15 protein-coding genes are annotated in these 24,257 nt (G+C 44.8%); 8 read left to right on the forward strand and 7 right to left on the reverse strand.

The window, feature by feature from the left end; translation table 11 throughout:
- Positions 1-131: 131 nt before the first annotated feature.
- Positions 132-2,342, forward strand: coding sequence for a 5'-nucleotidase C-terminal domain-containing protein (locus HLI_RS14840; protein ID WP_128525700.1), 2,211 nt, complete (start codon positions 132-134; stop codon positions 2,340-2,342).
- A gap of 30 nt (positions 2,343-2,372) precedes the next feature.
- Here HLI_RS14840 and HLI_RS14845 read toward each other — a convergent pair whose 3' ends face one another.
- Positions 2,373-3,470, reverse strand: a complete 1,098-nt coding sequence (locus HLI_RS14845; RefSeq protein WP_128525701.1) for an acyltransferase — start codon at positions 3,468-3,470, stop codon at positions 2,373-2,375.
- Between the two features lie 68 nt (positions 3,471-3,538).
- Complete coding sequence (locus HLI_RS14850; protein ID WP_128525702.1) at positions 3,539-4,993, reverse strand: S-layer homology domain-containing protein; 1,455 nt, start codon at positions 4,991-4,993, stop codon at positions 3,539-3,541.
- A gap of 194 nt (positions 4,994-5,187) precedes the next feature.
- Here HLI_RS14850 and HLI_RS14855 point away from each other — a divergent pair, with 194 nt between their 5' ends.
- Both HLI_RS14855 and HLI_RS14860 read left to right on the forward strand, forming a co-directional pair.
- Positions 5,188-5,406 (forward strand): hypothetical protein, encoded by a 219-nt coding sequence (locus HLI_RS14855; protein WP_128525703.1) that lies wholly within the window; start codon positions 5,188-5,190, stop codon positions 5,404-5,406.
- Positions 5,407-5,663: 257 nt separating this feature from the next.
- The gene (locus HLI_RS14860; RefSeq protein ID WP_128525669.1) at positions 5,664-6,941 is read left to right on the forward strand and encodes an IS110 family RNA-guided transposase; all 1,278 of its coding nucleotides are present in this window, start codon (positions 5,664-5,666) and stop codon (positions 6,939-6,941) included.
- A 714-nt stretch (positions 6,942-7,655) separates the two neighbouring features.
- Here the strand turns inward: HLI_RS14860 and HLI_RS14865 are convergent.
- Positions 7,656-8,564, reverse strand: a complete 909-nt coding sequence (locus tag HLI_RS14865) for an accessory Sec system S-layer assembly protein (RefSeq protein ID WP_128525704.1) — start codon at positions 8,562-8,564, stop codon at positions 7,656-7,658.
- On the reverse strand, positions 8,557-10,944 hold the full coding sequence (gene secA2 / locus HLI_RS14870) for an accessory Sec system translocase SecA2 (RefSeq protein WP_128525705.1): 2,388 nt from the start codon (positions 10,942-10,944) through the stop codon (positions 8,557-8,559). Before secA2 ends, HLI_RS14865 begins: the two co-directional genes overlap by 8 nt.
- A gap of 233 nt (positions 10,945-11,177) precedes the next feature.
- Here secA2 and HLI_RS14875 point away from each other — a divergent pair, with 233 nt between their 5' ends.
- Positions 11,178-15,509: a S8 family serine peptidase gene (locus HLI_RS14875; protein WP_241656012.1), complete on the forward strand. Its 4,332-nt coding sequence runs from the start codon at positions 11,178-11,180 to the stop codon at positions 15,507-15,509.
- Positions 15,510-15,590: 81 nt separating this feature from the next.
- Here HLI_RS14875 and HLI_RS21735 read toward each other — a convergent pair whose 3' ends face one another.
- Positions 15,591-15,740, reverse strand: coding sequence for a hypothetical protein (locus HLI_RS21735; protein WP_164908576.1), 150 nt, complete (start codon positions 15,738-15,740; stop codon positions 15,591-15,593).
- 366 nt (positions 15,741-16,106) lie between these two features.
- Between HLI_RS21735 and HLI_RS14880 the strand changes: the two genes are divergently transcribed.
- Positions 16,107-17,477, forward strand: coding sequence for an N-acetylmuramoyl-L-alanine amidase (locus HLI_RS14880; RefSeq protein ID WP_128525707.1), 1,371 nt, complete (start codon positions 16,107-16,109; stop codon positions 17,475-17,477).
- Positions 17,478-18,090: 613 nt separating this feature from the next.
- On the opposite strand, the gene HLI_RS14885 is transcribed toward HLI_RS14880, so the two are convergent.
- Together HLI_RS14885 and HLI_RS14890 are read right to left on the reverse strand one after the other, a co-directional pair.
- The gene (locus HLI_RS14885) at positions 18,091-19,077 is read right to left on the reverse strand and encodes a C40 family peptidase (protein WP_128525708.1); all 987 of its coding nucleotides are present in this window, start codon (positions 19,075-19,077) and stop codon (positions 18,091-18,093) included.
- A 216-nt stretch (positions 19,078-19,293) separates the two neighbouring features.
- Positions 19,294-20,385 (reverse strand): acyltransferase family protein, encoded by a 1,092-nt coding sequence (locus HLI_RS14890; RefSeq protein WP_128525709.1) that lies wholly within the window; start codon positions 20,383-20,385, stop codon positions 19,294-19,296.
- Between the two features lie 204 nt (positions 20,386-20,589).
- Here HLI_RS14890 and murJ point away from each other — a divergent pair, with 204 nt between their 5' ends.
- From murJ to HLI_RS14905, 3 genes are all read left to right on the forward strand, one after another.
- Positions 20,590-22,107, forward strand: a complete 1,518-nt coding sequence (gene murJ, locus HLI_RS14895) for a murein biosynthesis integral membrane protein MurJ (RefSeq protein WP_128525710.1) — start codon at positions 20,590-20,592, stop codon at positions 22,105-22,107.
- 7 nt (positions 22,108-22,114) lie between these two features.
- Positions 22,115-22,996 (forward strand): PIG-L deacetylase family protein, encoded by an 882-nt coding sequence (locus HLI_RS14900; protein WP_128525711.1) that lies wholly within the window; start codon positions 22,115-22,117, stop codon positions 22,994-22,996.
- 139 nt (positions 22,997-23,135) lie between these two features.
- The gene (locus HLI_RS14905; protein ID WP_128525712.1) at positions 23,136-24,218 is read left to right on the forward strand and encodes a glycosyltransferase; all 1,083 of its coding nucleotides are present in this window, start codon (positions 23,136-23,138) and stop codon (positions 24,216-24,218) included.
- Positions 24,219-24,257 lie beyond the last annotated feature (39 nt).

Below are 24,257 nucleotides of genomic sequence, written 5' to 3' on the forward strand. Positions count from 1 at the left end.
ATTCTTGTAATATAAGAGTTACAGGTTCATAGTTTCTGAACGACTTGAGGGGCAATCCACATACATAGGTTTTCTCTCCGTATGAAGGGACGTTGAGCTTTTTCTAAACTATTCAAGGAGGAATCATCACAATGAAGAACTTGAAAAAACATAAGGGTAAACTGTATTTATCATCTGCGAGTGCCGCATTATTGGCAGCTGCTGTAACACCTGCTGTAAGCGTTTCCGCAGACCACATCTTCCCGGACGTATCGGATGATCACATGTACCATGACGTCATCAATGACCTATATGAGGCTGGAGTAGTCAATGGGTATGATGATGGAACGTTCAGTTCCGCAGACCCGGTCACAAGGGCCCAGGCTGCGATGATGATGGCGAGCATGCTTGATTTAGACACAAGTGAGACGGAATCATCCTTCTCTGATGTCCATGAAGGTGCCTGGTATGCAGGGGCGGTTAATGCTTTGCATGAAGCAGGATACATCGATGGTGTCGGCAAAGGTATGTTCGCTCCTAAGAAAGAGATGTCCCGTGCGGAGTTTGCTGAATTGATCGTAGATGCTTATGATATGGAAAGAAAAGAAATCGAACATCCTTTTGAAGATTTGGAAAAAGGCTCCTGGTATGAGTCAGCTGTTGAAACGCTTTACGCGAATGGACTGATTTCCGGTCTTTCTGAAACGGAATTCGGACCAGACCATAAGATCAAGCGTGGAGATTTCGCCTGGTTACTGGCAACAACGGATTACAAATTCGGGGACAAGCTTCCTAAGCCGGAAGAAGAAAACTTCGAGCTTTCCATCATGCACACGAACGATACCCATGGCCACCTCGATGATATCGCCAAACGTGTGACAGCTGTAGAAGAAGTAAGGGAAGAGAAACCTGAAGCTCTTCTTCTTGATGCTGGTGATGTCTTCTCAGGTACACTATATTTCAACGAGTTCAAAGGACAAGCAGATTTGGAATTCATGAACATGATGGATTACGATATGATGACCTTCGGAAACCATGAGTTCGATCTCGGTTCAAGCCCTGAAGGACACCAGGCGCTGGCGGATTTCGTAACAAAAGCAGAATTCCCGTTCGTCAGTTCAAATGTGAATTTCAAAGATGATGAGAATATGAACGGCTTATATAAGAAGTATGTAAGTAAACTTCCTTCTGATGGGATGGCTTATAACAGCATAATCAAAAAAGTGGATGGAGAAGAAGTCGGTTTCTTCGGATTGACGACAGAAGAAACAGCGGATATTTCAAGTCCTGAAGCGATCACCTTTGACGATTATATTGAATCAGCTGAAGATCGTGTGGAAGCATTGGAACAGTTAGGAGTCGACAAAATCGTCGCCCTTACTCATATCGGCTATGATGATAATCCAGCCTATGATAATGATAAGCTCCTCGCGGAAGTTGACGGAATTGATGTCATCGTCGGCGGCCACAGTCATACAGCGTTAGGTGAACCTACAGAAGTGACGACAAATGAAAACGGCGACCCGAAAGACCCGACGGTTATTGTCCAGGCAGGGCAGTATGGTGGCGATTTAGGAACACTTGACGTCGAGTTTGACGAAGATGGTGTCGTTGTCGGCTATGCTGGTGAGTTGATTGACGTCTCTGAAAAAGAAGCAGATCCGGAAGCGGCTGAGATCCTTGAAGGTTATTCTTCTCAAGTTGATGAAATCAGAGAAGAAGAAAGTGGCGGAGTTGCTGCGGAAGCCTTCCCGAATCCACGTACAGGGGATGGCGGCACTGTCAGTGTCAGAAACAGTGAAACAGCACTTGGTAACTTGATCTCAGATGGTATGCTGGATAAAGCGAAAGAATTCAATCCGGATACGATCGCTGCTTTTCAAAACTCCGGCGGGATCCGTACATCCATTGATGAAGGTCCGATTACGATCGGTGAAATTCTGACAGTCATGCCTTTCGGTAATACGTTGGCAACGATGGAATTGACAGGAGCGGAAGTGAAAGAAGCATTGGAGCATAGTGTCAGCAATGCTCCAGAAGAAAGCGGCGGATTCCTGCAAGTATCCGGCCTGAACTATACGTACGACAGTTCTCTTGATGCAGGTGAGCGTGTCCAGAGCGTTACCGTGAATAAAGACGGCGAATGGGTCACTCTCGCTGATGATGAGACATACGTGATTGCAACAAATGCATTCACTGCTAAAGGTGGAGATGGATATGACGTCTTTGCGGATGCTTATGATGAAGGTCGTGTCACAGACCTTGGTCAATCCGACTGGGAAGTTTTCCGTGACTATGTAGCAGAACAGGGAACAGTCACACCTGTTACCGAAGAACGTATTGTCGATGAAGCAGAGGAATAAGGATAGAAAATGAAAAAAGCGAGGGCTCTGTTATAGAGCGCCTCGCTTTTTCCATACATTCGGACGTTCGGGCAGTTTCCCAAAGAAAAGCCCCGGCCATGGAAAGAAGCGATGGCAGGTCCAGATGATGATAAAGCAAAACAGAATCGTACCTGAAAATCTGAATAGGATGGTCAAATGAAACCATCCCCCCGGATAAATCGGAATGAAATTCCTCACCCCGTTCAATACAACCGGATGCAACAAGTAAAAGCCGAAAGAATAAATCGCGATGTTGCGGATAGAAGCAATGAATGGTGGGGATTTTTTCGCTACCCATTCACTGAGCTGGAATAGCAGGTAGCTGCCACTGATCAAATAAAGCATGTTGCCGATCAAGTAAGTCCCTCTCGATAGCAAGTGAATATCGTAGGTGTAAATGTAATAGCTTGTATAGAGAAAGATGAATCCTGACACGCAGGTTGCTGCTGTTAACCAAAGATTCCTGGTGAGGCTCAACTTTTCTTTCAGCGTTACATAATGCAGACCGATCCACCCGCCCAGGAAATAAGTACCCAGATGACCGACGAACAGTTCTGGAGGGAGCAGTGAAAAACGTTCACTGATGATATGGAATCCCGCCTCGACTACTAGTCCGATGAGCCAGAGATATTTCCGCACCAAGAAGGACTGCTGGATGACGTACAAAAGAAGCGGGAAAACCATGTATAATTGTACAATTTGAAAAATGAAGTGAAGCTGATAGTAGGATTTTCCCTGTACGATCCTTGAGAGAATCGCAATCCAATCAAAGTTCCTCGTTCCTGCCCAAATCGAATAACCCTCATAAAACAGCGCCCAAATGAGATAAGGTAATACGATGTACAGAGCTCTCTTCTTGTAATAGGTGATCAGCTCGGCGCGATCCATGGGCTGATCCTTGTATTTGTAGAAAAATACAAGTGCGGTCAGCATGATGAAAACCCCAGCTTCGACCCGGATCGACCAATTCACGAAATGGTAAAACTGATAGATCGAGCTCCCTTCAGGCAATGCGCTGAGATAGGTGGCTGTGACATGGACGAGCACGACCATCATCATGGCCATCGTCCTTAATAAAAATATCGAATCTATTCTTTGTTTCGACACCCTGGTTCCTCCTGGATCATGAACATGGAAAAAGCCCCAAAACGTTTGGGGCCTCTTCTATGTTTCTATTATTGGATGCGGTACTCGTCAGCGATGGAACGTGTCATGAAGACAGCGAATTGATCGCGCGTCACAATCTCAGAAGGGGCGAAAGTCGATGGACTTCCATACCCGTTAGTGATGCCCGCATGATATAAGCGATTCACTTCTTCTGTATACCATGAATCAGGTACATCTGTAAATGGGTTCCCGGCATCTGTGGCTGGAAATTCATACAAGCGCTGAAGGACAACAGCCATTTCCGCACGTGTCAAGGTAGCGCCAGGCTTGAATTTACCATCACCCGTACCTTCAAATAAACCTTCATCTACGGCAGCCGCGATTTCTTCATAGTAGGTGTAATCTTGTGGCACATCACTGAAGCCAGGGTCAGGACTGTCACCGAGTTCTGTATAATTCGCTCTTGTAATCAGCAATACGGCTTGCCAGCGTGTCAAAGGATCTCCGATTCCGAATTTACCGCCAGGAATTCCGTTGATGATGTTGCGGTTGTATAAATAATTGATTTCCTCACTTGCATAGTAACCATCACTCACATCACTGAATGAGAATTTTATATATTTGGATGTCATGAAGCCGGTTTTTCCTTCACTCGTCTCGACAGGATACCAGACAAAATGGTTTTTCCGATCTCCATTATATTCATAGACGAATGGGCCGGTAATCTCGACTTTTTCACCCTGTGCTATTTCTGTGATTTCCTGACTATCACTCGTCGGAAGCTCTCTCACCTTTGTACCGGTGACCGCTTCTGCCTGGTAGCGGTCTTCAAGGAGGTGTCTCGATTTATTCAAAGGCAGGTTGAATTCGTATTTCATCGTATTGAAGGTGATGTTATCGCTGCTGCTGCGCTCGTAATCAAAATCATCTTTTTCAAAAGGGAGCGGGACAGGCGAGACGCTGCCGAACGTGTTCATATTACTGAACACTCGCTCCTGGTAGGCATCAGCGTTGTAATTTCCATCACGGTCAATTGGACTGTTCACTGGTTTGATGCCATTGTAAGCCATCACTGCGAAATACCAATGTTCAATAACATCTCTTTCTCCGCCATTGATGGTCGGCAGGTCGGTACGGTTGAACATCTCATTCAAGATTTGGACGCCCGCTTCAATGTTATAGGGCAGGTCATACTTCAGGCGTTTTTCATCTAACAATGGTTTATTGGTCACCTGCATAAGACCGATTCCACCGTCATCAGTAACAATCGGTTCGCCTTCATCGTTGAAGTGCTGCCAATCTCCACTTTCCTCTTCAGCAACAGCTTTGACGATTTCCGGTGGGATGTCGTATTTCAAAGCGGCTTCTGTTAATAAGCAATTCGTAACCTGAAGGTCAGGGTTTTCTTCCGGTAAGTTTTCAAGTCCGCACTTTTCTGCAATCGTACTCTCCGCATTTACTTGCCCGGAAAAGAGAAAGAAAACTCCTGTAATGGCTAGTAAACTGGTAATGATTCGTTTCATATGTAACTCCCCTCTCAATCTATAAACTCTCTAGTCCTAGAGTACCATATTATGGATGGATGAGGAACGAATATCCATGGAATACTAGCAAATAAATGGAAAACTAAGTATAATAGAAAAGGTGCATAAATGATCATGATGAATATTTCCAAGATTTGATTTACACCTTAGACTTTTGTAGGAGGATCTATTTAATGAAGAAACAGGTCAGTGTTCGATTGGACGAACGTTTGAACAATGAATTAGAACAGAGGGTTAAAGAGTTGGGAATCAGTAAGAGTGCCTTCCTGTCATTTTCTGCGCAATTCTTCCTTCATCAATTAAACCACGCAGAAAGCTCTTCCGCTTCCAAGCAGGTCAACATGTATGAAATGATAAAGACTAATCTTGAAAACCAATATAAGAATGACTGATGATATGAAGTCCTTTCTCTAAGCATTGGGTGGCTGTTCCGTCACATAGTAAGAGAAGAGGGCGGTCGGGAAAATAACTCGCTTTCCGTGGGCATGTGGTGAGCTTCCTCGGGCATAGCCCTGCGGGATCTCACCGACCATGTTCATCCCACAGGAGATTCCTGTGGGATTTAGTAAAGAGGTTCTTGTATAAAAAAAAGCCCTCCGTTATGATGCATTTGTACAACCAAATACAAACATCAAAAGGAGGACTCCTCTTGAATCATAATAGGAATAACAAAATTAATCAAATCACCGAAGACTCCCTTGTGATCGGTATTGATATCGCTAAGAAGAAGCACTATGCATGCGCTTTGGACGATCGCGGACGCGAACTCCAACGTCCCCTTGGCTTTAATCAAAGCTTGGAAGGGTTTGAAAGCTTTCGCGAAAACGTGGATGAATGGCTCCAACGACACAAGAAGAGCAGCGTACTGGTTGGGTTTGAACCCACCGGTCATTACTGGATGAATTTCGCTTCCTTCCTGATGGAGTCGGATATTCCCTTCGTGGTCGTCAATCCCATGCATGTAAAGAGAACGAAAGAGTTTGATGATAACCTTCAAACGAAAAATGATCAAAAAGATGCGCGTGTCATTGGGAAGCTCATGGGTAATGGCCATTTCAGCTACCCCAGGATTCCAGATGGGGTGGAAGCTGAACTGAGAAACGGTTCGTGCATGAGATGGAAACTCAAAGAGGAACACGCACGTTTGAAAAACCAGATGACGGGATGGTTAGACCAGTATTTCCCGGAATTTAAAGCGGTTATTAAAGGCTTTGGACAATTGGCCTGTGCGATATTGAAGCACACCCCACTGCCGCAAGAACTTATCCATCAAGAAGTAGAAGAACTGGCCCTGATCTATAAAGAAAAGGCAGGCGTAAATTCCCCAGCGAAGAAAACTATACGAGACATGAAGCATGTAGCTGAAAAATCCATTGGACTTACGAAAGGGGCAGAGATGGCACACTTTGAAATCGCCACTCTTGTCGACCAATTTCTTCTTATCGAACGTCGCTTAGAAGAGATCGATACACGATTGAATGAACTGGCTTCTCAGCTTGAGGAATACGAACACCTTATTTCCATTCCGGGTATTGGGAAGAACACGGTCAGTGATTTACTGGCGGAAACCGGGTCTCTCAAGCAGTACAAACACCCACGCCAACTGATTAAATTAGCGGGGTTAACACTGCGTGAGAACTCTTCCGGAAAGCACGAAGGAGCGAAGGGAATTTCCAAACGTGGGAGGAAACGTCTCAGAAGCCTTCTATATCGTGCTATTTTGCCTTTGATTCAGAATAACGGCGCATTTCAGGAATTGTATCAATACTATATTACTCGCTCCAATAATCCTTTGAAGAAAAAGGAAGCTATGGTTGTCCTTTGTGGGAAACTCTTAAAAATCTTTTTTGGTTTATCGAATCACCAGGTTTATTTCAATGAGGACCGCATGAAACAGGATCTCCACTGCCTCAAACAGGCTGCGTGAACCACCATTTATCGAATTCATAAGATGACATGGAGAAGCTGGCGCCAGGCGAGACGGGAGACTACGAGTCCATACAGGAGAAATAGGCCGGCCTCTGTCTTATGATGAGACCGAACGAAGGAATGTGGGCGCACGACGCCAAGAGTCATGGGAGGGTACGTCCTCATAAGAAAGCAGAGATCCAGGGTGCATCGCTTTATACAAAAACCAAACCCTAAGCCAATTAGGAAACGCTACGCGTAACCATAAATGCCTTTATTTTGAATAAAAGGAATATCCTATTGTGTCTATGGATCATAAAAAAATTTTCAATTAATAAAAACACCTTATAACCCTTGATGTATCAACTTTTCCGGAGGGAGTCTCGTCATTTTCCCGACCACCTCCCTAAGAATATGGATGACGGAACCGGGATAAATTGGCGATCAATGTATCGCTTAATCATCACCACCGCTGGATTTCAAGTTTGTTTTTCACTGACCAATGGTCCGTTAAATCTAATCAAGCAGATAGGGCAGGGAAAATAGGGAGACTCCTGCGGGAACAGCGATTTAGATGAGGCCCCACAGGGCGTAAGCCCGAGGAGACTCATCAAGCGCCCGCGGAAAGCGAGCTGTTTTCCCTGCCCTCACACACTCCATACGGCAAACGGACCTACACAAAAAAGAAGCACGCTGACTCCCTCACGGGGAAATTGGCGTGCTTCTTTTTGTATTACTTTTGCAGTGGGTAGGCTTTCCATTTCGATAAATCCAATTCATCTTTCTTGATGGACTTAGGCGGGAAGATAAAGGTCCATGGCTTACTTGTGTTTGCTTTCACTTCTAAGTCTTTCAGCTTGAACCCGCCTTCTGCGGCGACTTCTCCAAAAGCATCTTCGACCCGTAGGGAGAGATGCTTCATGGCCAGGTCCCGGTCGCTTCCGTTACGAAGCAGCAGTGTTACGTGGAGGTCGCCGGTGTCGACTTGTCTTGCTTCCAGGCTGAGAAAATTCATTTCGCCCGGTTTAGGCGGTGTGATGGAATCGACAAAGCGGTCGAGCTTCTCGACTTCTTCACTTTCTAACGTTTCGCTCCAGCTTTCTTCTAAATCAAGCTTATGCTTGGCTGGTTTCTTCTTCAATTCTATGGCTAGGCGCCAGCCGTGGACAGGGATTTCGCCCTCCTTGTTGATGATGCTAGAAGGGGGGAACAGGAATGACCATGGTCGGCTTGATCTCCCCGGGATGGTCCCGACGGCATTCAGATCAAAGGTTTTTCGGGCCACTGTTTCGCTTTGCTTGTCGAGGACGAGGATCGCAGCGGGCTTCAGCTGGATGCCTTTAGCCAGCGAATTCCGGACGAACGATTCGACGACGAGCCCGCCATCTTTCGGTTTGATTTCAACCCCGTGCACACTTACCTGGTTTGGCCGGAGAGGGGGGAGGTCATTGTTCAGGAAGCGGTACACGTAGACCTCTTCTTCTGGCAGCTGCCATTCAGGATGAATCGAAAGATCTGTGAAGACTTCTTCGTCCATATTCTCAGAAAGGCGCTTTTTATCGACGAGATCTCCGGCGTCGATACCACTTTCATCGTATTGGACGTGATCCTCAGTTTCTTTTTTCTTCAAAAAATTAAACATCAGCTTTCCCCTCCTTTGCGCTCTTCTTGTTGGCTGCGTGCAGCATTCCGGCCATCAGAACGACAAGCTCTTTTCTGATTTCATAGAAATTATGCTGGAAGATGTCGAAACCATCTTTTTGGTAAAGACGCAGCGGATCTTCTTGCTGGTACTGGCGGATACCGATTCCTTCTTTAAGACGGTTCATCATCTCAAGGTGACGGACCCAAAGTTTATCGAGAATGATGACAGCTCCCTGCTTCCAGCGGCTTTGAAGAGCTGTTGAAGCTATGGTTTCATTCAGATGCTCATGATAACGCTCTAAAACCGGCTGGAGGTCTGTTTTTAAATCTTCTACATTTTCATAGGTCCGTTCAGATATATCGATATCTGTCATGAACGGAATGCCGCGTTGTAATTCAGCCTGTAAATGTTCAAGCGGCCAGTCTTCCGGGACCACGGTCTCCGGACAGAATTTGTCGATGGTATGGTGGACGTAATCTTCCACCATTGGCGTAAGCAGTTTGATGATATCTTCATCTACTAAAATTCGATCACGAAGGTCATAAATCACTTTGCGCTGATCATTGATGACGTCATCAAGCTTCAGCGTATATTCTCTGATATTATAATTGCTGCCTTCACTGATTTTCTGAACGGTATCTATGAATTTATGAAGATCCTTGTTCATCGCTTTGCCATTGGCATTGGTTTTCAGTGTTTTCATTTTACGGTCACGTTCGACTTGGGCGAAGCGTTCGATCATGTCATCTTCAAGGGAAATGATGAACTGAGAAGAGCCGGGGTCTCCTTGACGCCCCGATCTTCCTTTCAACTGGTTATCGATCCGGCGGGATTCATGACGTTCTGTTCCGATGACGTGCAGTCCGCCAAGCTCGGTCACTCCCTCACCAAGAACGATGTCAGTCCCACGGCCGGCCATGTTCGTGGCAATAGTAATCGTACCCTGCTGACCGGCAAGGGAGATCAACCGGACTTCCTGTTCGACGCTTTTCGCGTTCAACAACTCGTAGCCAATGCCTGCTTCATCCAAATATCCGGCGACTTTGTCTGACTGGAGAATGGAAGTCGTACCGATCAAAATCGGCTGGCCGGTTTGATGGATATCTCTCACTTCCCGGACGAGTTCTTGATATTTCTGCTCTTTTGTCAGGAAAACTTTATCTGTTCGATCCTCGCGTAACGCGGGTTTATTCGTCGGTACTTGAATGACGTCCATTCCGTACACCGTCTGGAATTCTTTCTCCTCTGTTTTGGCAGTCCCTGTCATCCCTGAGAGTGTTGGGTACATGCGGAAGTAGTTTTGAATCGTGATGGATGCCTGTGGTTTGTTCTCCTCACTGATTTCCAAACCTTCTTTCGCTTCCAGCGCTTGATGCAGACCGTCCGACATCGTCCGGCCTTCCATTAAGCGTCCTGTGAACATATCGACAAGCTTCAATTCGTTATCCTCGATGATATAATCGACATCGCGCTCAAACATGACGCGAGCCCGGAGTGCCTGGACCATGTAGTGATTGAGAGTCTGGTGTTCGATATCGAATAAATTGTCGATTCCGAAAGCGCGCTCGATTTTTGTCATGCCTTCTTCCGTCAAGGTGACACTTTTCGTTTCCGGATCAAATTGGAAGTCAACCTCTGCTTTGAATGAACGAGCGAGTTTTGCACCGACTTTATGCAGATTAGCGCTAGACTCCATTTTTCCCGCAATGATGAGCGGCGTTTTCGCTTCATCGATCAGGACGCTGTCGATTTCATCAATGATCGCGAAATGGTAAGGGCGTTGAACCTTCTCGTTGATATCCTTGACCATATGATCGCGTAGGAAATCGAAGCCGAATTCTGTCCCGATCCCGTAAGTGATATCAGCCTTGTAGGAAGCTTTCTTTTCTGCTTGGGAGATTTGCGGAACATTCAAGCCGACCTTCAGTCCGAGGAATTCATGGATAGGACCCATTGTTTCAAAATCGCGCCGTGCCAAGTATTCGTTGACGGTAATGACATGGACACCTTTTCCTTCGAGTGCCTTCAAATAGCTGGGAAGGGTGGCGACGAGGGTTTTTCCTTCTCCTGTCGCCATTTCTGATATGTCGCCATCTGTAAGAACAAGACCGCCGATGAGCTGTACATCGAAGTGGCGCAGACCCAGTACACGTCTGGCAGCTTCTCTAACGACGGCAAACGCTTCCTCTCTGATTTCGTCAATCGTTGTTCCATTATGTAGAGCAGTGCGGAATTCTGTTGTCTTCGCTTTTAATTGCTCGTCAGTCAATGCTTTCATGTCATCTTCATGGTTGTTGATCGACTGGATAGATTGGTAATATTTCTTCAGTTGGCGGTCGCTCTTGGCTGGTAAAATCTTTTTCATCGATTCGATCATCTATTAGACGCTCCTTGATATAGTAGTCATTATCTTACAGTCTACCATGTTAGAAGTCCTCTTTTCTACAATGCCCCTATCTAATATACTTCGATTCTCTAAATATATTGTCGAATGGATTGATTTGTGTGAATAATTTGAATATAATTAGGAATGTAAAATAAAGAAAGGAGTGTAATTTTAAGTAAAAAGATAAAAAAAGATAAAATTTACGAGGAGGATGTCATTTGAACGTGAAAAAGAGTTTAGTATTGTTCTTCATCTTTCTTCTAGCCTTTTCGAATTCCGCTTTTGCCGCATCGGGGCTCCCGAATAAGAGTTTAGGAGAATCGTCGCCGGCTAAGAAAGTGACCGAAAATGTCCTGAAGGCTGATGGAGAAGATGAGAAGTATGATGCGAATGAAGAGGTCCGTATCATCGTCGAATTGGAAGATGAGCCAACGATTTATTCTGCACAGAGTTTAGGTAAGAGCTTTAGTGAACTATCAGATTCCAACAAGGATAAGTTGAGAAAAGCAGCTTTGGATGCCCAGGATCAAGTAAAATCATCCATTCAAAGCCAATCCATTCCGATGGATTACAAACAAAGCTTTACAACCGTCGTCAATGGATTCAGTGGCACGGTTTCCTACAAATCCGTTGATGTGATAGAAAGCTTACCGAACGTCGGCAAAGTACATATCACAAACGAATACGAGCGTCCGACGGAAGAGCCGGAGATGCTTTATAGTAAAGAACTTGTCAATGCACAGAAAACTTGGCAGGACTACGGCTATAAAGGGGAAGGCATGACGGTAGGTGTCATCGATACGGGAATCGATCCAGAACATAGAGATATGGTCTTGAGCGATGAAACAGATCCTGAGATCAGTAAAGATGATGTCGATGCGTTGAAATCATCAGGAGAACTGAAAGGGAAATACTTTACGGAGAAAGTCCCTTATGGTTACAACTATGCGGATGAAAATGATACCGTATTGGACCTTGGGCCGGAAGCCAGCATGCACGGGATGCACGTATCTGGAACAGTCGGTGCCAATGGGGATGAAGAAAATGGTGGAATCAAAGGGGTAGCACCAGAAGCACAAATCCTCGGGTTGAAAGTGTTCGGTAATGACCCTGAAATGCCATCAACCTATGGTGATATTTATGTGAAGGCGATTGACGATGCCATCCTTCTTGGAGCAGACGTCATCAATATGAGCCTTGGATCGACAGCTAGTTTCGTAGATTCTGAAGATCCGGAACAGAAGGCGATTGCAAGAGCGGTTGATAATGGAGTGATGATGGCAATCTCTGCAGGTAACTCTGCGAAATTCGGAGAAGGCTTCGGCAATCCATTAGCGTCCAACCCTGACATCGGTCTTGTCGGTGCTCCTGGACTATCAACAGATTCACTGCAAGTCGCTTCTTTCGAGAACGAATATTTGATGCTTGATGCATTCAACACGAAGGTCGATGGAGAAGAAGGTCTTCCTGTACCTTTCTTATCGGCGAGTGAAGTATCACCGAATTCATTGGAAGAGGGTTACCATGAAGTGGTGTATGCCGGCTTAGGCAGAACGCCGGAGGATTCTGATGTAAACCCTGATGCCAATGACTTTGAAGATGTGGATGTAGAAGGCAAAATCGCATTGATCCAACGTGGGGAATCTACATTCGTAAGTAAGACATTGAACGCTCAGGAACGCGGGGCGAAAGGTGTCATCATTTTCAACAATGTAGCAGGCTATATCAGCATGGCCTCTAGTGGAGAAATTAACATTCCTCAACTTTCTACTTTGAAAGTCCAAGGGGAAGAGCTGCGTGATCAATTGCAAGCAGGAAAAACGGTGGAAATTTCCTTTACAGGGGAAGAGGTCAAATCGATCAACCCTGAATTCGGAAACCTATCATCCTTCACTTCCTGGGGTGTGACACCGAACCTTGATTTCAAACCGGAAATCACAGCGCCAGGTGGAAACATCCTATCAACTCTTCAAGACGATGAGTATGGCTTGATGAGTGGTACATCAATGGCTGCACCACACGTTGCAGGTGGTTCTGCACTTGTTATGCAACGCATTGAAGAGGATTTCGATCTTGCTGGTGAGGATCGTGTCGAAATGACGAAGAACATTTTGATGAACACGTCCGTACCACAGCTCGATACTGGATTATATAACGATTTCTACCAATCTGGTTTAGCTTTCTCACCAAGAAGGCAGGGTGCTGGATTGATGGACTTGCATGCAGCCATGAGTACACCGGTTGTAGCAACAGAGAAAGAATCTGGCCTTGGTAAAGTGGCACTGAAAGAAATGGATGGAAAAGAATCATTCACATTAACGGTAGATAACTTCAGTGATGAAAACACTGCCTATAATGTCAAAGGGACTGTCCAAACAGATTTAGTCGCTGATGGTCAGAACCAAGGAGAAACACAAGGAATTTACAAAGAAGGTACCATCAGTGAAGAAGAACCATATGCTGGTGAATTCCCGATTGAAATCACTTCAGCTAACGGAAGCCAAGTCAATGATGACTACCAGGTCATTGTCCCAGCTAACTCTTCTATTGAAATCGATGTTACCGTCGATTTAGAAGGTGGAATTGACTGGTTCGGAAATCAGCCACTTGATGAAATCTTTGAAAATGGCTATTTCGTAGAAGGCTTCATTACGCTGGAAGACCCGAATGATACGAACCCGGAAATCAACGTTCCATATGTCGGTTTTGATGGCGAATGGGATCAAGCTCCAATCGTTGATGACACGATTTATGAAGTCGATGGCGAATCCTTCTATGGACAAACAGGTTTGTTAACACCATTAGGAGCAGAACTTCATTATCTGGGGGTCGATCCATTACTTGGTGAAGAAGAAGTTCTGACTGGTTCAGAATTGAATGTCGGCTTCTCACCTAATGAAGATGGATTGGCAGACACGGTTTTACCTGTTGTCTCCTTCCTTAGAAACGCCAAAGAAGTCGAGTTCAACATTTTGAATGAAGATAAGGAAAAATTACGTACCCTCCGTACACAGGATGAAGTGAGAAAACACTATTATGACGGCGGAGCGTCCCCGAGCTACACGGTATTTGACCAAAGCTCCTGGGATGGAAAAGTGAAAGGTGAAGTCGTGGAAGATGGACTTTACTATTATGAAATCAAATCTGTCGTAGACTATCCAGACGCTGAATGGCAGTCGAAAGTGATTCCAGTCAGAGTCGACACAGAAACACCTTCTCTTGAGGTGGACTATGATGCTTCCAGCAAGGAATTGTCATGGCAGGCAGCTGACCAGGGTGCCGGACTTTCCCACTATGATGTCCTTGTCAATGGTGAGAGTGTCCTGGAACAACCGTTAGCAGCTGATGAAAAATCTTATACACTAGAAACAGAAGAAATCGAAAGTGTTAAAGTCATTGCCCATGACTATGCGGGTAACGTGACCACAGACAGTGCGATGGAAAGTGAAGATGACACAATACCATCTGTCATCGCATTGACACCAGAAGCTCTTGAGGTTTATAACGATAAAAAAGTACAAGTCGTTGGTCATGTCACGGATGACTCTAAAGTCGAATCCCTCACAATCAATGGCGAAGATGTGAAATTGGCTTGGGATTCTGAGACTAAACGTTATAACTTCAATAAAGAAATCAGCTTTAAGACAGACGGATTCAAAGAGCTTGAGTTTGCAGCTGTCGATGACAGTGGCAATGACATCTCCTTCACTCGTCGTTTCATGATTGACTCTACAAGCGCTGAGCTGACAGTAGAAGGTCCTCATGTAACATCTGAAAGTGAAGTAGACTTAAATCTTCATGTGAAAGATAATTTTGATGCTTTACGTTTGAATGTCGATGGCAGTGAAGTATTTGCCAAAGAATTCAAAGAGCCATTTAAAATGAGAGCATTGGATAAAGAGTATCAGCACACTGTTCAATTGGAAGAAGGCAAAAATACGTTTGAAGTAGAAGCTGTCGACTATGGCGGTAATGTGACTGAACAAACGGTTACAATTTACCACTCTGATGAGGAGCCAGTGGACTTCAATGATATTTCTGACGGTTACTGGGGTAAAGAAGCGATTCAGAAATTGAATGTAGCTGGAGTCATCAACGGTTATCCGAACGGTGATTTCGGAATCAACGATCCAATCAACCGTCGTCAAGCGGCGCAGATGATCGTCCGCGCATTCGATCTTGATACTTCAAACCCAGAGAATCCAGGATTGTCTGATGTGAATCCAGGAGACCGGGCGTATGAAGAAATCGCAGCCATTGCTAATGCCGGCATTATGGTAGGATCTGATAAAGGTGAATTCATGCCTGATAAGACCCTTACTCGTGCGGAAATGGCGAAAATCGTTGTAGAAGCTTATGACCTTGAGGGAAGTACTTCTGAACGATTCAAAGATGTAGCTGTTGATAGCTGGGCGGCGCCTTACATCAACACGCTTTCAGCTAACAAGATTACGACTGGTTACACAGACGGTACGTTCAAGCCGAGAAACGAAACGAGACGTTCTGAGTTTGCTATGTTCTTAGCAAGAGCGGAAGATGATCGTTTCAAGCAATAAGTGAATAAACGAGTGGCCCATTCTACTGAATGGGCCACTTTTTTTGATTTGAAATTCCGATATCTAGATGGAGGAAGGGGTTCAATCTAGAGGAGCTGTTAAAGTTTGTTGTTGCTTCTCACGAATCGCTTGTCGGTGGATGCTTGTCGCGGGCACGGCCTCAGCTAACTTGGTCAAGAAAATCACTTGACCAAGTGGATCTTCGGCTCGCGCTGTTCCCGCAGGCGTCACCCCCGAACACTCATCGTGGAAGCAACAGAGGTCCATCTTAAAAGAATCCCTTTGCATTATGAGGGAATCGGAACCTTCATTCAAAGTGGATTTCTGGTTACCATTCACTCATTGCCACACGGAGGGGAACGAAATCTCTTTCAGGTGTTTAAGGCTTATATACTTCAGTATAGAGAAGGGCGTTGGGAGGTGAGTTGTTTCCCACCATACTTTCTCTTTAACTAGATTTAGAAGAGGGGATATTGAAGGAAAAGATGGAAAAATATCGAAATGAGTCTATTTATCCCCTTTTATAGCGGATGAAAAATAGTATAATAGATATGTATATACATAGGTTCGCAAAATAAAGGAGGAGTGTAGTCGAACATGTCAAAAAAATGGTTATATGGATTTTTTGGTATTTTACTTTTTGTAGTAGGGGTGCTTATTCCGCAGGGGAAGGCATTGGCGTTTCATGATGTCCCTAGTAAATATGAGACAGAAATCAGGTATTTGATTGACCGGGGAATTGTCAAAGGGGTACCAGGGGGCGACTTTGCACCGGACCAGATCGTAACAAGGGAACAAGCGGCTACGATGGTCGGAAGAGCACTAGGTTTGGATGGAGATCGCAGGAATACCGTGTTTTATGGGGTAGACTCGAACTCCTATGCATCAGGATACATACAGTCAGCATATGAAAAAGGAATTATTACAGGCTACACAGATGGTACATTTCGTCCGAAGAAACAGATGACAAGAGGGGAAATGGCGTATCTGATTTCTAAAGCTTTCTCCCTCAGTGATCAAAGCCCTGTTCATTATGATGATCTGCAAAGCAGCGGCTCTCAATATGAAGCGATCAATAAAGTGACAACAGCTGGAATCTCCAATGGGTATAGTGATGGTACATATAAACCGACCCATTCGATTACAAGGACAGAGTTTTCTTTATTAGTAGCAAGAGGATTGAATGCTAATTTCAGAGTTTCGCAGGACAATAATCCTCTTGAGGAAAGAGTAGTGACGGCTGGTATCTTGAATGCGCGTTCTGGCCCGAGTACTTCTCATAGTATCATTGGCAAGCTTTCAAGAGGAACAACCATTGAAGTGTACAGTGAACAAGGTGATTGGTTGAAGTTCTCTTATGGAAGTTTAGAAGGATATGTGCATAAAGACTATACAGCACCTAAAACTTCAGGGTCCCGCACCATTGCAATCGATGCCGGGCATGGAGATGGTGACGGCGGAGCACAGGGGAATGGCGTGTTAGAAAAAGAAATCAATTTGAAGGTTGCTAAGCGAGTCCAGGATTATCTGGAAAACAGCGGCATCGATGTTGTGATGACAAGATCGGATGATACGTTCGTAGAATTGGGAGACCGGGTCACTTATGCGGTCAATCACAATGCAGATACGTTTGTAAGCATCCATTCGAATTCCTTCTCTAATCCTAACGTTTCCGGAGTGGAAACATTCTACTCATCCTCTGCGTTGAGTCAAAGGGCATCAGATAGTAAGCGATTAGCTACATTCATTCAGAACCGACTGGTCAAGGCGATGCAGTCGAATGACCGCGGAGTGAAAGATGTTCCATACAAGGTCATTGATGACACTCCACTTCCATCTGCACTAGTGGAACTAGGGTTTGTCACAAATGATTCAGATGCCTCTAAGCTTGGCTCAAGTTACTGGCGAGACCGGGCAGCAAAGGCGATTTATCAAGGAATCATCGACTATTACAATTGGAAAGGTTAATCACAGTGAAAAGCGGGCATAGGTTGCCCGCTTTTTTGTGTGAAAAATCATAGGGTATGCTAGCGTTCTTGTACCAATGCTCTATCTTCCTTCATGGACAAATGGAGAGAGGGGGAGGTCATGTGTTCATATAGGAGAAGATCATGGATAAGAACGGCAGCTTGCTTCTATCAGCCATATATAGGTCATTCCCATAAGGATAAAGCTATAAACCTGAATTGGTTCATAGCTTTATCCTTATCCGTGCTGCGGATTATTATAGATTTAGAGCCCCGAGTATAAATGCATGCATTTGTTCCTGTTGCCAGTAAGCTTTCGACACTGTTAAAGAAGAAAACAACAGTCCCTAATCGAGTAATTATTCAGCTCTCTAAAAAAATTATCTTTTTCTTGTAACCTATATAAAACTGGTTCGTCTAATTATATAGAAAGAAAAAGGTAGAAAATTCCCTTGATGATTTCCCTAGCTGTGTGAAAGTCTCTTTTTAATCCTTATAGAACAGCTATATTAAAAAAACTTCCAATAATAGCAGAAGTATGTGTTTAAGTATGGATCAAACCTGGGAATAGGTTAAAAAAGACCCTCCATGATAGGAGAGTCTTTAGTGGAAAACTATTTGATTGCGCGATATAGGAATACAGTGAACTCACTTCTAGTTGCTTCAGATGTCGGTTTGAAGCTGTTATCAGGATATCCAGTAGTGATGGATGATGCTGCCATGCTTTGGATTTGATCGTAAGCCCAGTGATTTTCATCTACATCTGTAAAGTTTCCAGCAGAACCGTTCAAATCGAATGTCTTATGGAAAAGAGAAGCGATTTCTTCACGAGTAATGTTAGCGTCTGGTTTGAATGTTCCATTTTCGTAACCTTTGATCAGGCCTTTTTCTGCAAGAGCATTGATATGACCGGATGCCCAGTGAGAAGAAGATACGTCAGAGAATTGCTTGTCGGAAGATGGTGAGATACCAAGTGCTTCTGTAAGCATTTTAGCTACAGCGCCACGAGTGACGTTATCTGTCGGCATGAATTGACCTTTGTAACCTTCAACGATTCCTTTGTTGCTCATGTAATCGATTTGATCTGCTGCCCAGTAGCCAAGTTGGACGTCATTGAACTGATCTAGTGTTTCCGGCTGTGTTTCAGCGACTTCGACAGGTTCGTCGTCGATTACGCGGCGAGCTCCTGAGTAATTGCGTCCCCAGTAACCTGAAAGAGAAGCGACTGTAACATCATCAGAAGGATTCTCAGCAGAAATCATTTTGTTGTTTCCTATGTATATCCCTACGTGCCAGATTGGGCTGCCGAAGAAGACCAAGTCACCAGGTTTCAAATCAGAACGACTTACGTAATCACCGACTGTCGCTTGTTGACGAGAAGTCCTTGGTAAGCTGATGCCCGCTTTACCGAATACATACTGTGCATAACCAGAGCAATCGAATCCGCTTGGTGATGTTCCACCGTACGAATATGGTGCATATGAATATTTGTGTGCTAAATCTACTACTTGGTTCCGAGTCTTTTGATCTGCAAAAGAGCTGGGTGTAAATAGTAGAAAAACCGTGGCAAAAGCGACTAGTGACGTAAGTAATTTTCTCATTCTAGTAATACTCCCCTTGTGTGTTTTATGTCTCTCCGTTTAATCCTTTTCAAGCTTAACACAACATCTTTCGTCACAATTTTACATTTGTGTAACAATTAAGTTTCATAGGTTTTACTGCCTGATAGAATGGGAACAAATCAACGTTTTTCATCCATAAAAAAGAGGCCTGCGACATAAATACGCAGGCCTTTCGTTGTTGTTTTTGCTCTTTAATTATGAAACTTTGAGCTTATCTGGTTCTGGAGAAATAGATTTAGGTACCTTGAACTTTCCGACAATAAATGCGCCGAAGGGCACCTTGTTGAGCAGATAGGATACGAGTAAAGGTCCACCTGTGCCGATTCCGAATAACAGCAGGATATGTACGCCTAGATTCGTATAGAAGGGCGCGTTTTGCAAAAGGTCTTTGACATTATATTGGAACAATGGATGCAGTAAATAGATACTATAGGAGCTGCTGCTGATCCACATGACAAACGCCGGGTTCTTCTTGATTTTTTGGGCTATTAAATAGAGCAAACAAAAAATACACAATGTATAGAGGACAATGTCGAATCGTTTGGAAGAAACGATCGAATAGATTTTATTATACCTCATCAACAATGGCACAAGGCCAGTAAGCAAGACTCCGCCAATAATTACATATTTGTACTTTTTCAATAGATTAAGAAACGTGTCGATATTCTTCCCTGCGTAATAAGCAATGGTGAAGTAAAAGATCCAGCCGAGGAATGGCAGTTTGTAATAATCGAGCATGACAGCGATCCACGGGATTTGTTGAAACCATTGGAAGTTGAACATCGCCAAATAGAATAGATTGATAGCGAGCGACAACCCGATCATCAGGGCAGGGTGGAAACGATCGAACACTCTCTTCAATAGAAAGTGAAGCGCATAAAATTGAAAAATGATCAGAACGAAATACCCGTGCCACTTTCCTAACAGGGTCTTTGCGATGAAGGTATCAAAGAAAACACCCCAGTTGAACCTGGCATCTATGATCAGCGGATAGGCTGAATAGATGAAGGCGACTATAATATAAGGAATCAGGATATACATGATCCGCTTTTTCCAAAAGGACTTTGGCAAACGATCCTCATAGGAATAGGATAAGAGAAATTCAGAGATCATTACGAAAACAGGTGTCGCGAACATCAAGGTCATTTTGAACATATAGAAGCTTTCAACAGTGAAGTCAGGCAATGTGTAATGGTGCTGCGTGACTGTGATTGAATGGATGAATACAACAGTTAAACAGGCGATAAATCGAATGAAGAAGATTTCGTCAATCATTGTCCGTTTCATGATAAGCCCCTTTCTATCGACTTCATTCTATCCTTTAGGGGCGGGAAAAGATAGTTGAAATTTCCCCCAATCGTCATCATGTGGCAAAAACGTTACGGAGAGATTACGGAAGTTTGTCGTTTATGGTAAAATGCTCCGATATGATTTATAGTGGTAACTATCGGAAATCGCAATCACAGCATAGCATTGAAAGAGGTATATACATTGAAATCAAGACTAGGACTTGCCAGTATTTTATTCATTGGAGCGACATTGCTCCTCAAAGTTTCTGGGTTGATCCGGGACATGGTCATCGCATATTACTTCGGTGACAGTTACGTGGCGGATGCTTATTTGGCCGCCTTCATCATTCCGAATATGCTGATTTTATTCATGACGAACGGTATGAAAAATGCACTCGTCCCAAGCTACATCGAATCGGTCGAGGAAAATAACGGGAAGAGGTATTTAGGACAGGTGTTCAAAGGCACCTTCGTCTTAGCCTTCATCCTGTCAATCATAGGGATGCTTCTTGCTCCATATCTCATCCCGCTATTCTATCCGGATTTCAGTCCGGAGGCGACAGAGATCGCTACATGGGTGACGGTCATTTTCTTCGCCTGTATTTCCTTCGTGGGGATGAATTCGGTGTTAGAAGCGTTCTTTGATGCGGAGAGTAAGTTTTCGCTATCGATCGTTTCACAGATTATCGTCATTCTAAGCTCGATTTTCGCTGCTTTCTTATTCGCCAATCAAATCGGTGCTTATTCATTGGCGCTCGGTTATTTGGCGGGTACGGTTTTGTCACTGATTTTCAAACTGTTCCTCGTCATACCACGGAAGGTTATGGATGTGAAACAGAAGATCGACTGGCCAGAGGTGAAGCAGTTCTACTGGATCTTCCTGCCTGTCGGTCTGACGGTCGCGGTCGGCCAGGTCAACTTGATGGTCGGGACGATCTTCGCCAGTTACCAGGGGGAGGGTGCCGTCACCTACATCAATTACGCGAAGAACCTTGTGCACATGCCGCAAGCGATTTTCGGGGTGACGATTGCGACGATCATCTTCCCGTTGCTCTCAAAAGCAGTGACGGCTGATGATACACCACAGTTCAAGAAGGGAATTGAAAAAGGGCTGACGACGATGTATCTGGTGCTCTTGCCATCAGTGCTCGGCATGATGCTCTTGATGCCGAATTTGATCGAGCTCTTCTATGAACGGGGAGCCTTCAGCAATCAAGCGACAACAGCAACGACTCAGGTCGCCTATCTGTACTTCGGTTCTGTCGTATTCTTCAGCCTGAATAATGTCATCAACAAAGGCTTCTATACAATGAAAAAAGGCCACTTGATCCTGATGATCAGCATTGGCTCGATCCTTTTGAATGTGGTATTCAATTTCGTCTTTTCCAAATGGCTCGGCTATTTAGGCATTCCACTTGCCGCCTCGTTGATGGCTTTATTCTATACAGCGGCCTGTTTAGTCGTATTCGTGAAGCTCGTCGGCGGGCTCGATTTCAAATACCTTGCCATCGATTATGGAAAAATCACCGCAGCGGCTATCGTCATGAGTGGCGCCGTCCTCGGTGTCCAGCAGCTGATCGGAGGCTGGCCGAACATCGTCGAAATCATCATCGTAGCGGTGGTGGGAGCTATCGCCTTCGCAGCCGTCGCGTTTCTATTGAAGACACATGCATTTTTATTCCTATTAAACAACGTCAGAAAGCGTAATAAAAAGGGGTAGAGATTATATGAATAAAAAAGAACTTGTCATGAATATTGTCAAACCGGTCAATTATCCAGTGACGAAAGCTTTATTGACGAACCATTACCAGGGTGAGCGGACACCGGCATCTCTAGAAAATGAAAAAAAGGTGCTCGTCCTCGCTCCCCATATGGACGATGAAACGATCGGACCAGGCGGAACACTTCGTCAACACGCCGATCATGGAGCGGAAATCCATTGTCTGTTCATGACGGATGGTGGCAGCAGTGTCAGTGATTTGAGTGTGGAAGAGTTGAAGCAGCAGCGCAAAGAGGAAATCGACCAGGTCACAGGAATTCTTGGATTGACAGATGTTTCGTATATGAACATTCCCGATGGACACGTCAGCAGCAGTGCGGCCAACATCAATTACGTCAAAGAGAAAATCGAGACGATCAATCCTGATGTCATTTACTGCACGCCTTACATCGACGCGCACCCTGATCACACAGCGACAGCGCAATTGCTTGCCGATACATTGAATGAGATGGACCGCAAGCAGGTAGTCAGACTTTATGAAATCAACTGTGCCTTCCCGCCGGATGTGATCAACTTTGTCGTGGATACTTCCAAGCAGCACGATCAGAAGGTGGAAGCGACACATGTATTCGCATCACAGGCGATCGCATTTGACGGCTTTTTAGAGCTCAACAAAATCAAAGGCCATCTCACCTCCCCTAAGGTGAAGGCAGCGGAAGGATTCATCGAATGGAAAACAGAAGGGTTCATCCGTCACTGTGTAGCACATGAATCCATGTCGAGAAAGTTCCCGAAGCGATTCAAACAAGTGAACAGAACGGATACATTGCTGTGGGCGATCTTCAAAAACTATGGTCTGAAAAAGGATTTATACCGCCAGACCATTTAGTATACTCCGGGTAGGGAACGTTCTCCGTTACCCTGCCCCAGAGTTTCCACGCCTTTAAGTGGCGCACAACGTACCTTGAACCACCAGTAACCGGGCCTTACTACATAAAAAAAGGATTTTGTTCAGGAAGGAGTTTGTTATGGGGAAACGTGTGTTAGTCATCAGCAATATGTACCCGAGTAATCGAACACCGACGTATGGCATTTTCGTCAAAAACCAGGTACAGGCACTACGTGAAAAGGGCGTTCAGATCGATACAGCTGTCAACAAGGATAACCGCGGAGGGAAAATCAACCTGCTACGCAAATACCTCCTTTGGCTGGTGAAGATTCTCATCCGGTTGATTACGAACGGACGGAAATACGATGTCGTGCACGCCCATTACATCTTTCCGAGCGGACTGCCAGCGCTGTTATTCAAGAAACTGTTCAAAAGCAAACTGATCGTCACCTCTCACGGCGGTGACCTCGACCAAATGGCGAAAAAGAACAAGTTGATCTTCCGGATGACCAAGTACATCCTGAAAGAAGCCGACCACGTCATCGTAGTCGGTGAAGCATTGAAACAGGAAGTGACAGAGGAATTCGGGGTAGACAAAAACCAGGTGTCTCTGATCAACATGGGTGTGAACCGCACCGTCTTTGCTCCAACCGATTCAGAAAAAGTGAAGAAAGAATTGAATCTTTCTCAAGAAAGTTTCCACATCCTTTTCGTAGGCAACCTGATCAAAGCGAAAGGGCTGAAGGAATTGATTACAGCATTCCAACGCCTCCCTGATAAAAATGCGGAGCTTCATATCATCGGCAGCATGAAGGATGAAGGCTTTTTGCAAGAGCTTAAAACGGATGTAGCAAGCGAATATAAGGATGCTGTTCATTTCCATGGCACGAAGGATCAACAGACGCTCGGCCGCTGGATGGCAGCAGCTGATCTCTTCGTTCTCCCTTCCCATATTGAAGGCTTCGGGCTAGTCGCATTAGAAGCGATGTCCTGCCATACACCTGTGGTCGGGACGGATGTCGGCGGCCTGCATTATTTGCTCAGCGATGGTGCTGGTATCCTCGTGGAACCAAAAGACGCTTCATCAATTCAACAAGGCATCGAACAAGCGATGGCTTCTCGTGAGTTAAGAGAGGAAATGATCCGTAAGGGCGAAGCGATTGCGGAGGAAAATGATGAAAAGACGCTCTTGAACCGAATTATTGACCTTTATAACAATTAAAACGAGCAGCCTCCCGAAGGCATGCTCTTTTTTTCTGTT

Origin of the sequence: Halobacillus litoralis, assembly GCF_004101865.1 — a bacterium.
In the GTDB taxonomy this organism is placed as follows: Bacteria; Bacillota; Bacilli; order Bacillales; family Halobacillaceae; genus Halobacillus; species Halobacillus litoralis_A.

Bases quoted from the DNA above. Each gene is read 5' to 3' on its own strand.
- HLI_RS14840 (WP_128525700.1), top strand. From the start codon at position 132: ATGAAGAACTTGAAAAAACATAAGGGTAAACTGTATTTATCATCTGCG.
- HLI_RS14850 (WP_128525702.1), bottom strand. From the start codon at position 4,993: ATGAAACGAATCATTACCAGTTTACTAGCCATTACAGGAGTTTTCTTT.
- HLI_RS14855 (WP_128525703.1), top strand. From the start codon at position 5,188: ATGAAGAAACAGGTCAGTGTTCGATTGGACGAACGTTTGAACAATGAA.
- HLI_RS14865 (WP_128525704.1), bottom strand. From the start codon at position 8,564: ATGTTTAATTTTTTGAAGAAAAAAGAAACTGAGGATCACGTCCAATAC.
- secA2 (WP_128525705.1), bottom strand. From the start codon at position 10,944: ATGATCGAATCGATGAAAAAGATTTTACCAGCCAAGAGCGACCGCCAA.
- HLI_RS14880 (WP_128525707.1), top strand. From the start codon at position 16,107: ATGTCAAAAAAATGGTTATATGGATTTTTTGGTATTTTACTTTTTGTA.
- HLI_RS14885 (WP_128525708.1), bottom strand. From the start codon at position 19,077: ATGAGAAAATTACTTACGTCACTAGTCGCTTTTGCCACGGTTTTTCTA.
- HLI_RS14890 (WP_128525709.1), bottom strand. From the start codon at position 20,385: ATGAAACGGACAATGATTGACGAAATCTTCTTCATTCGATTTATCGCC.
- HLI_RS14900 (WP_128525711.1), top strand. From the start codon at position 22,115: ATGAATAAAAAAGAACTTGTCATGAATATTGTCAAACCGGTCAATTAT.
- HLI_RS14905 (WP_128525712.1), top strand. From the start codon at position 23,136: ATGGGGAAACGTGTGTTAGTCATCAGCAATATGTACCCGAGTAATCGA.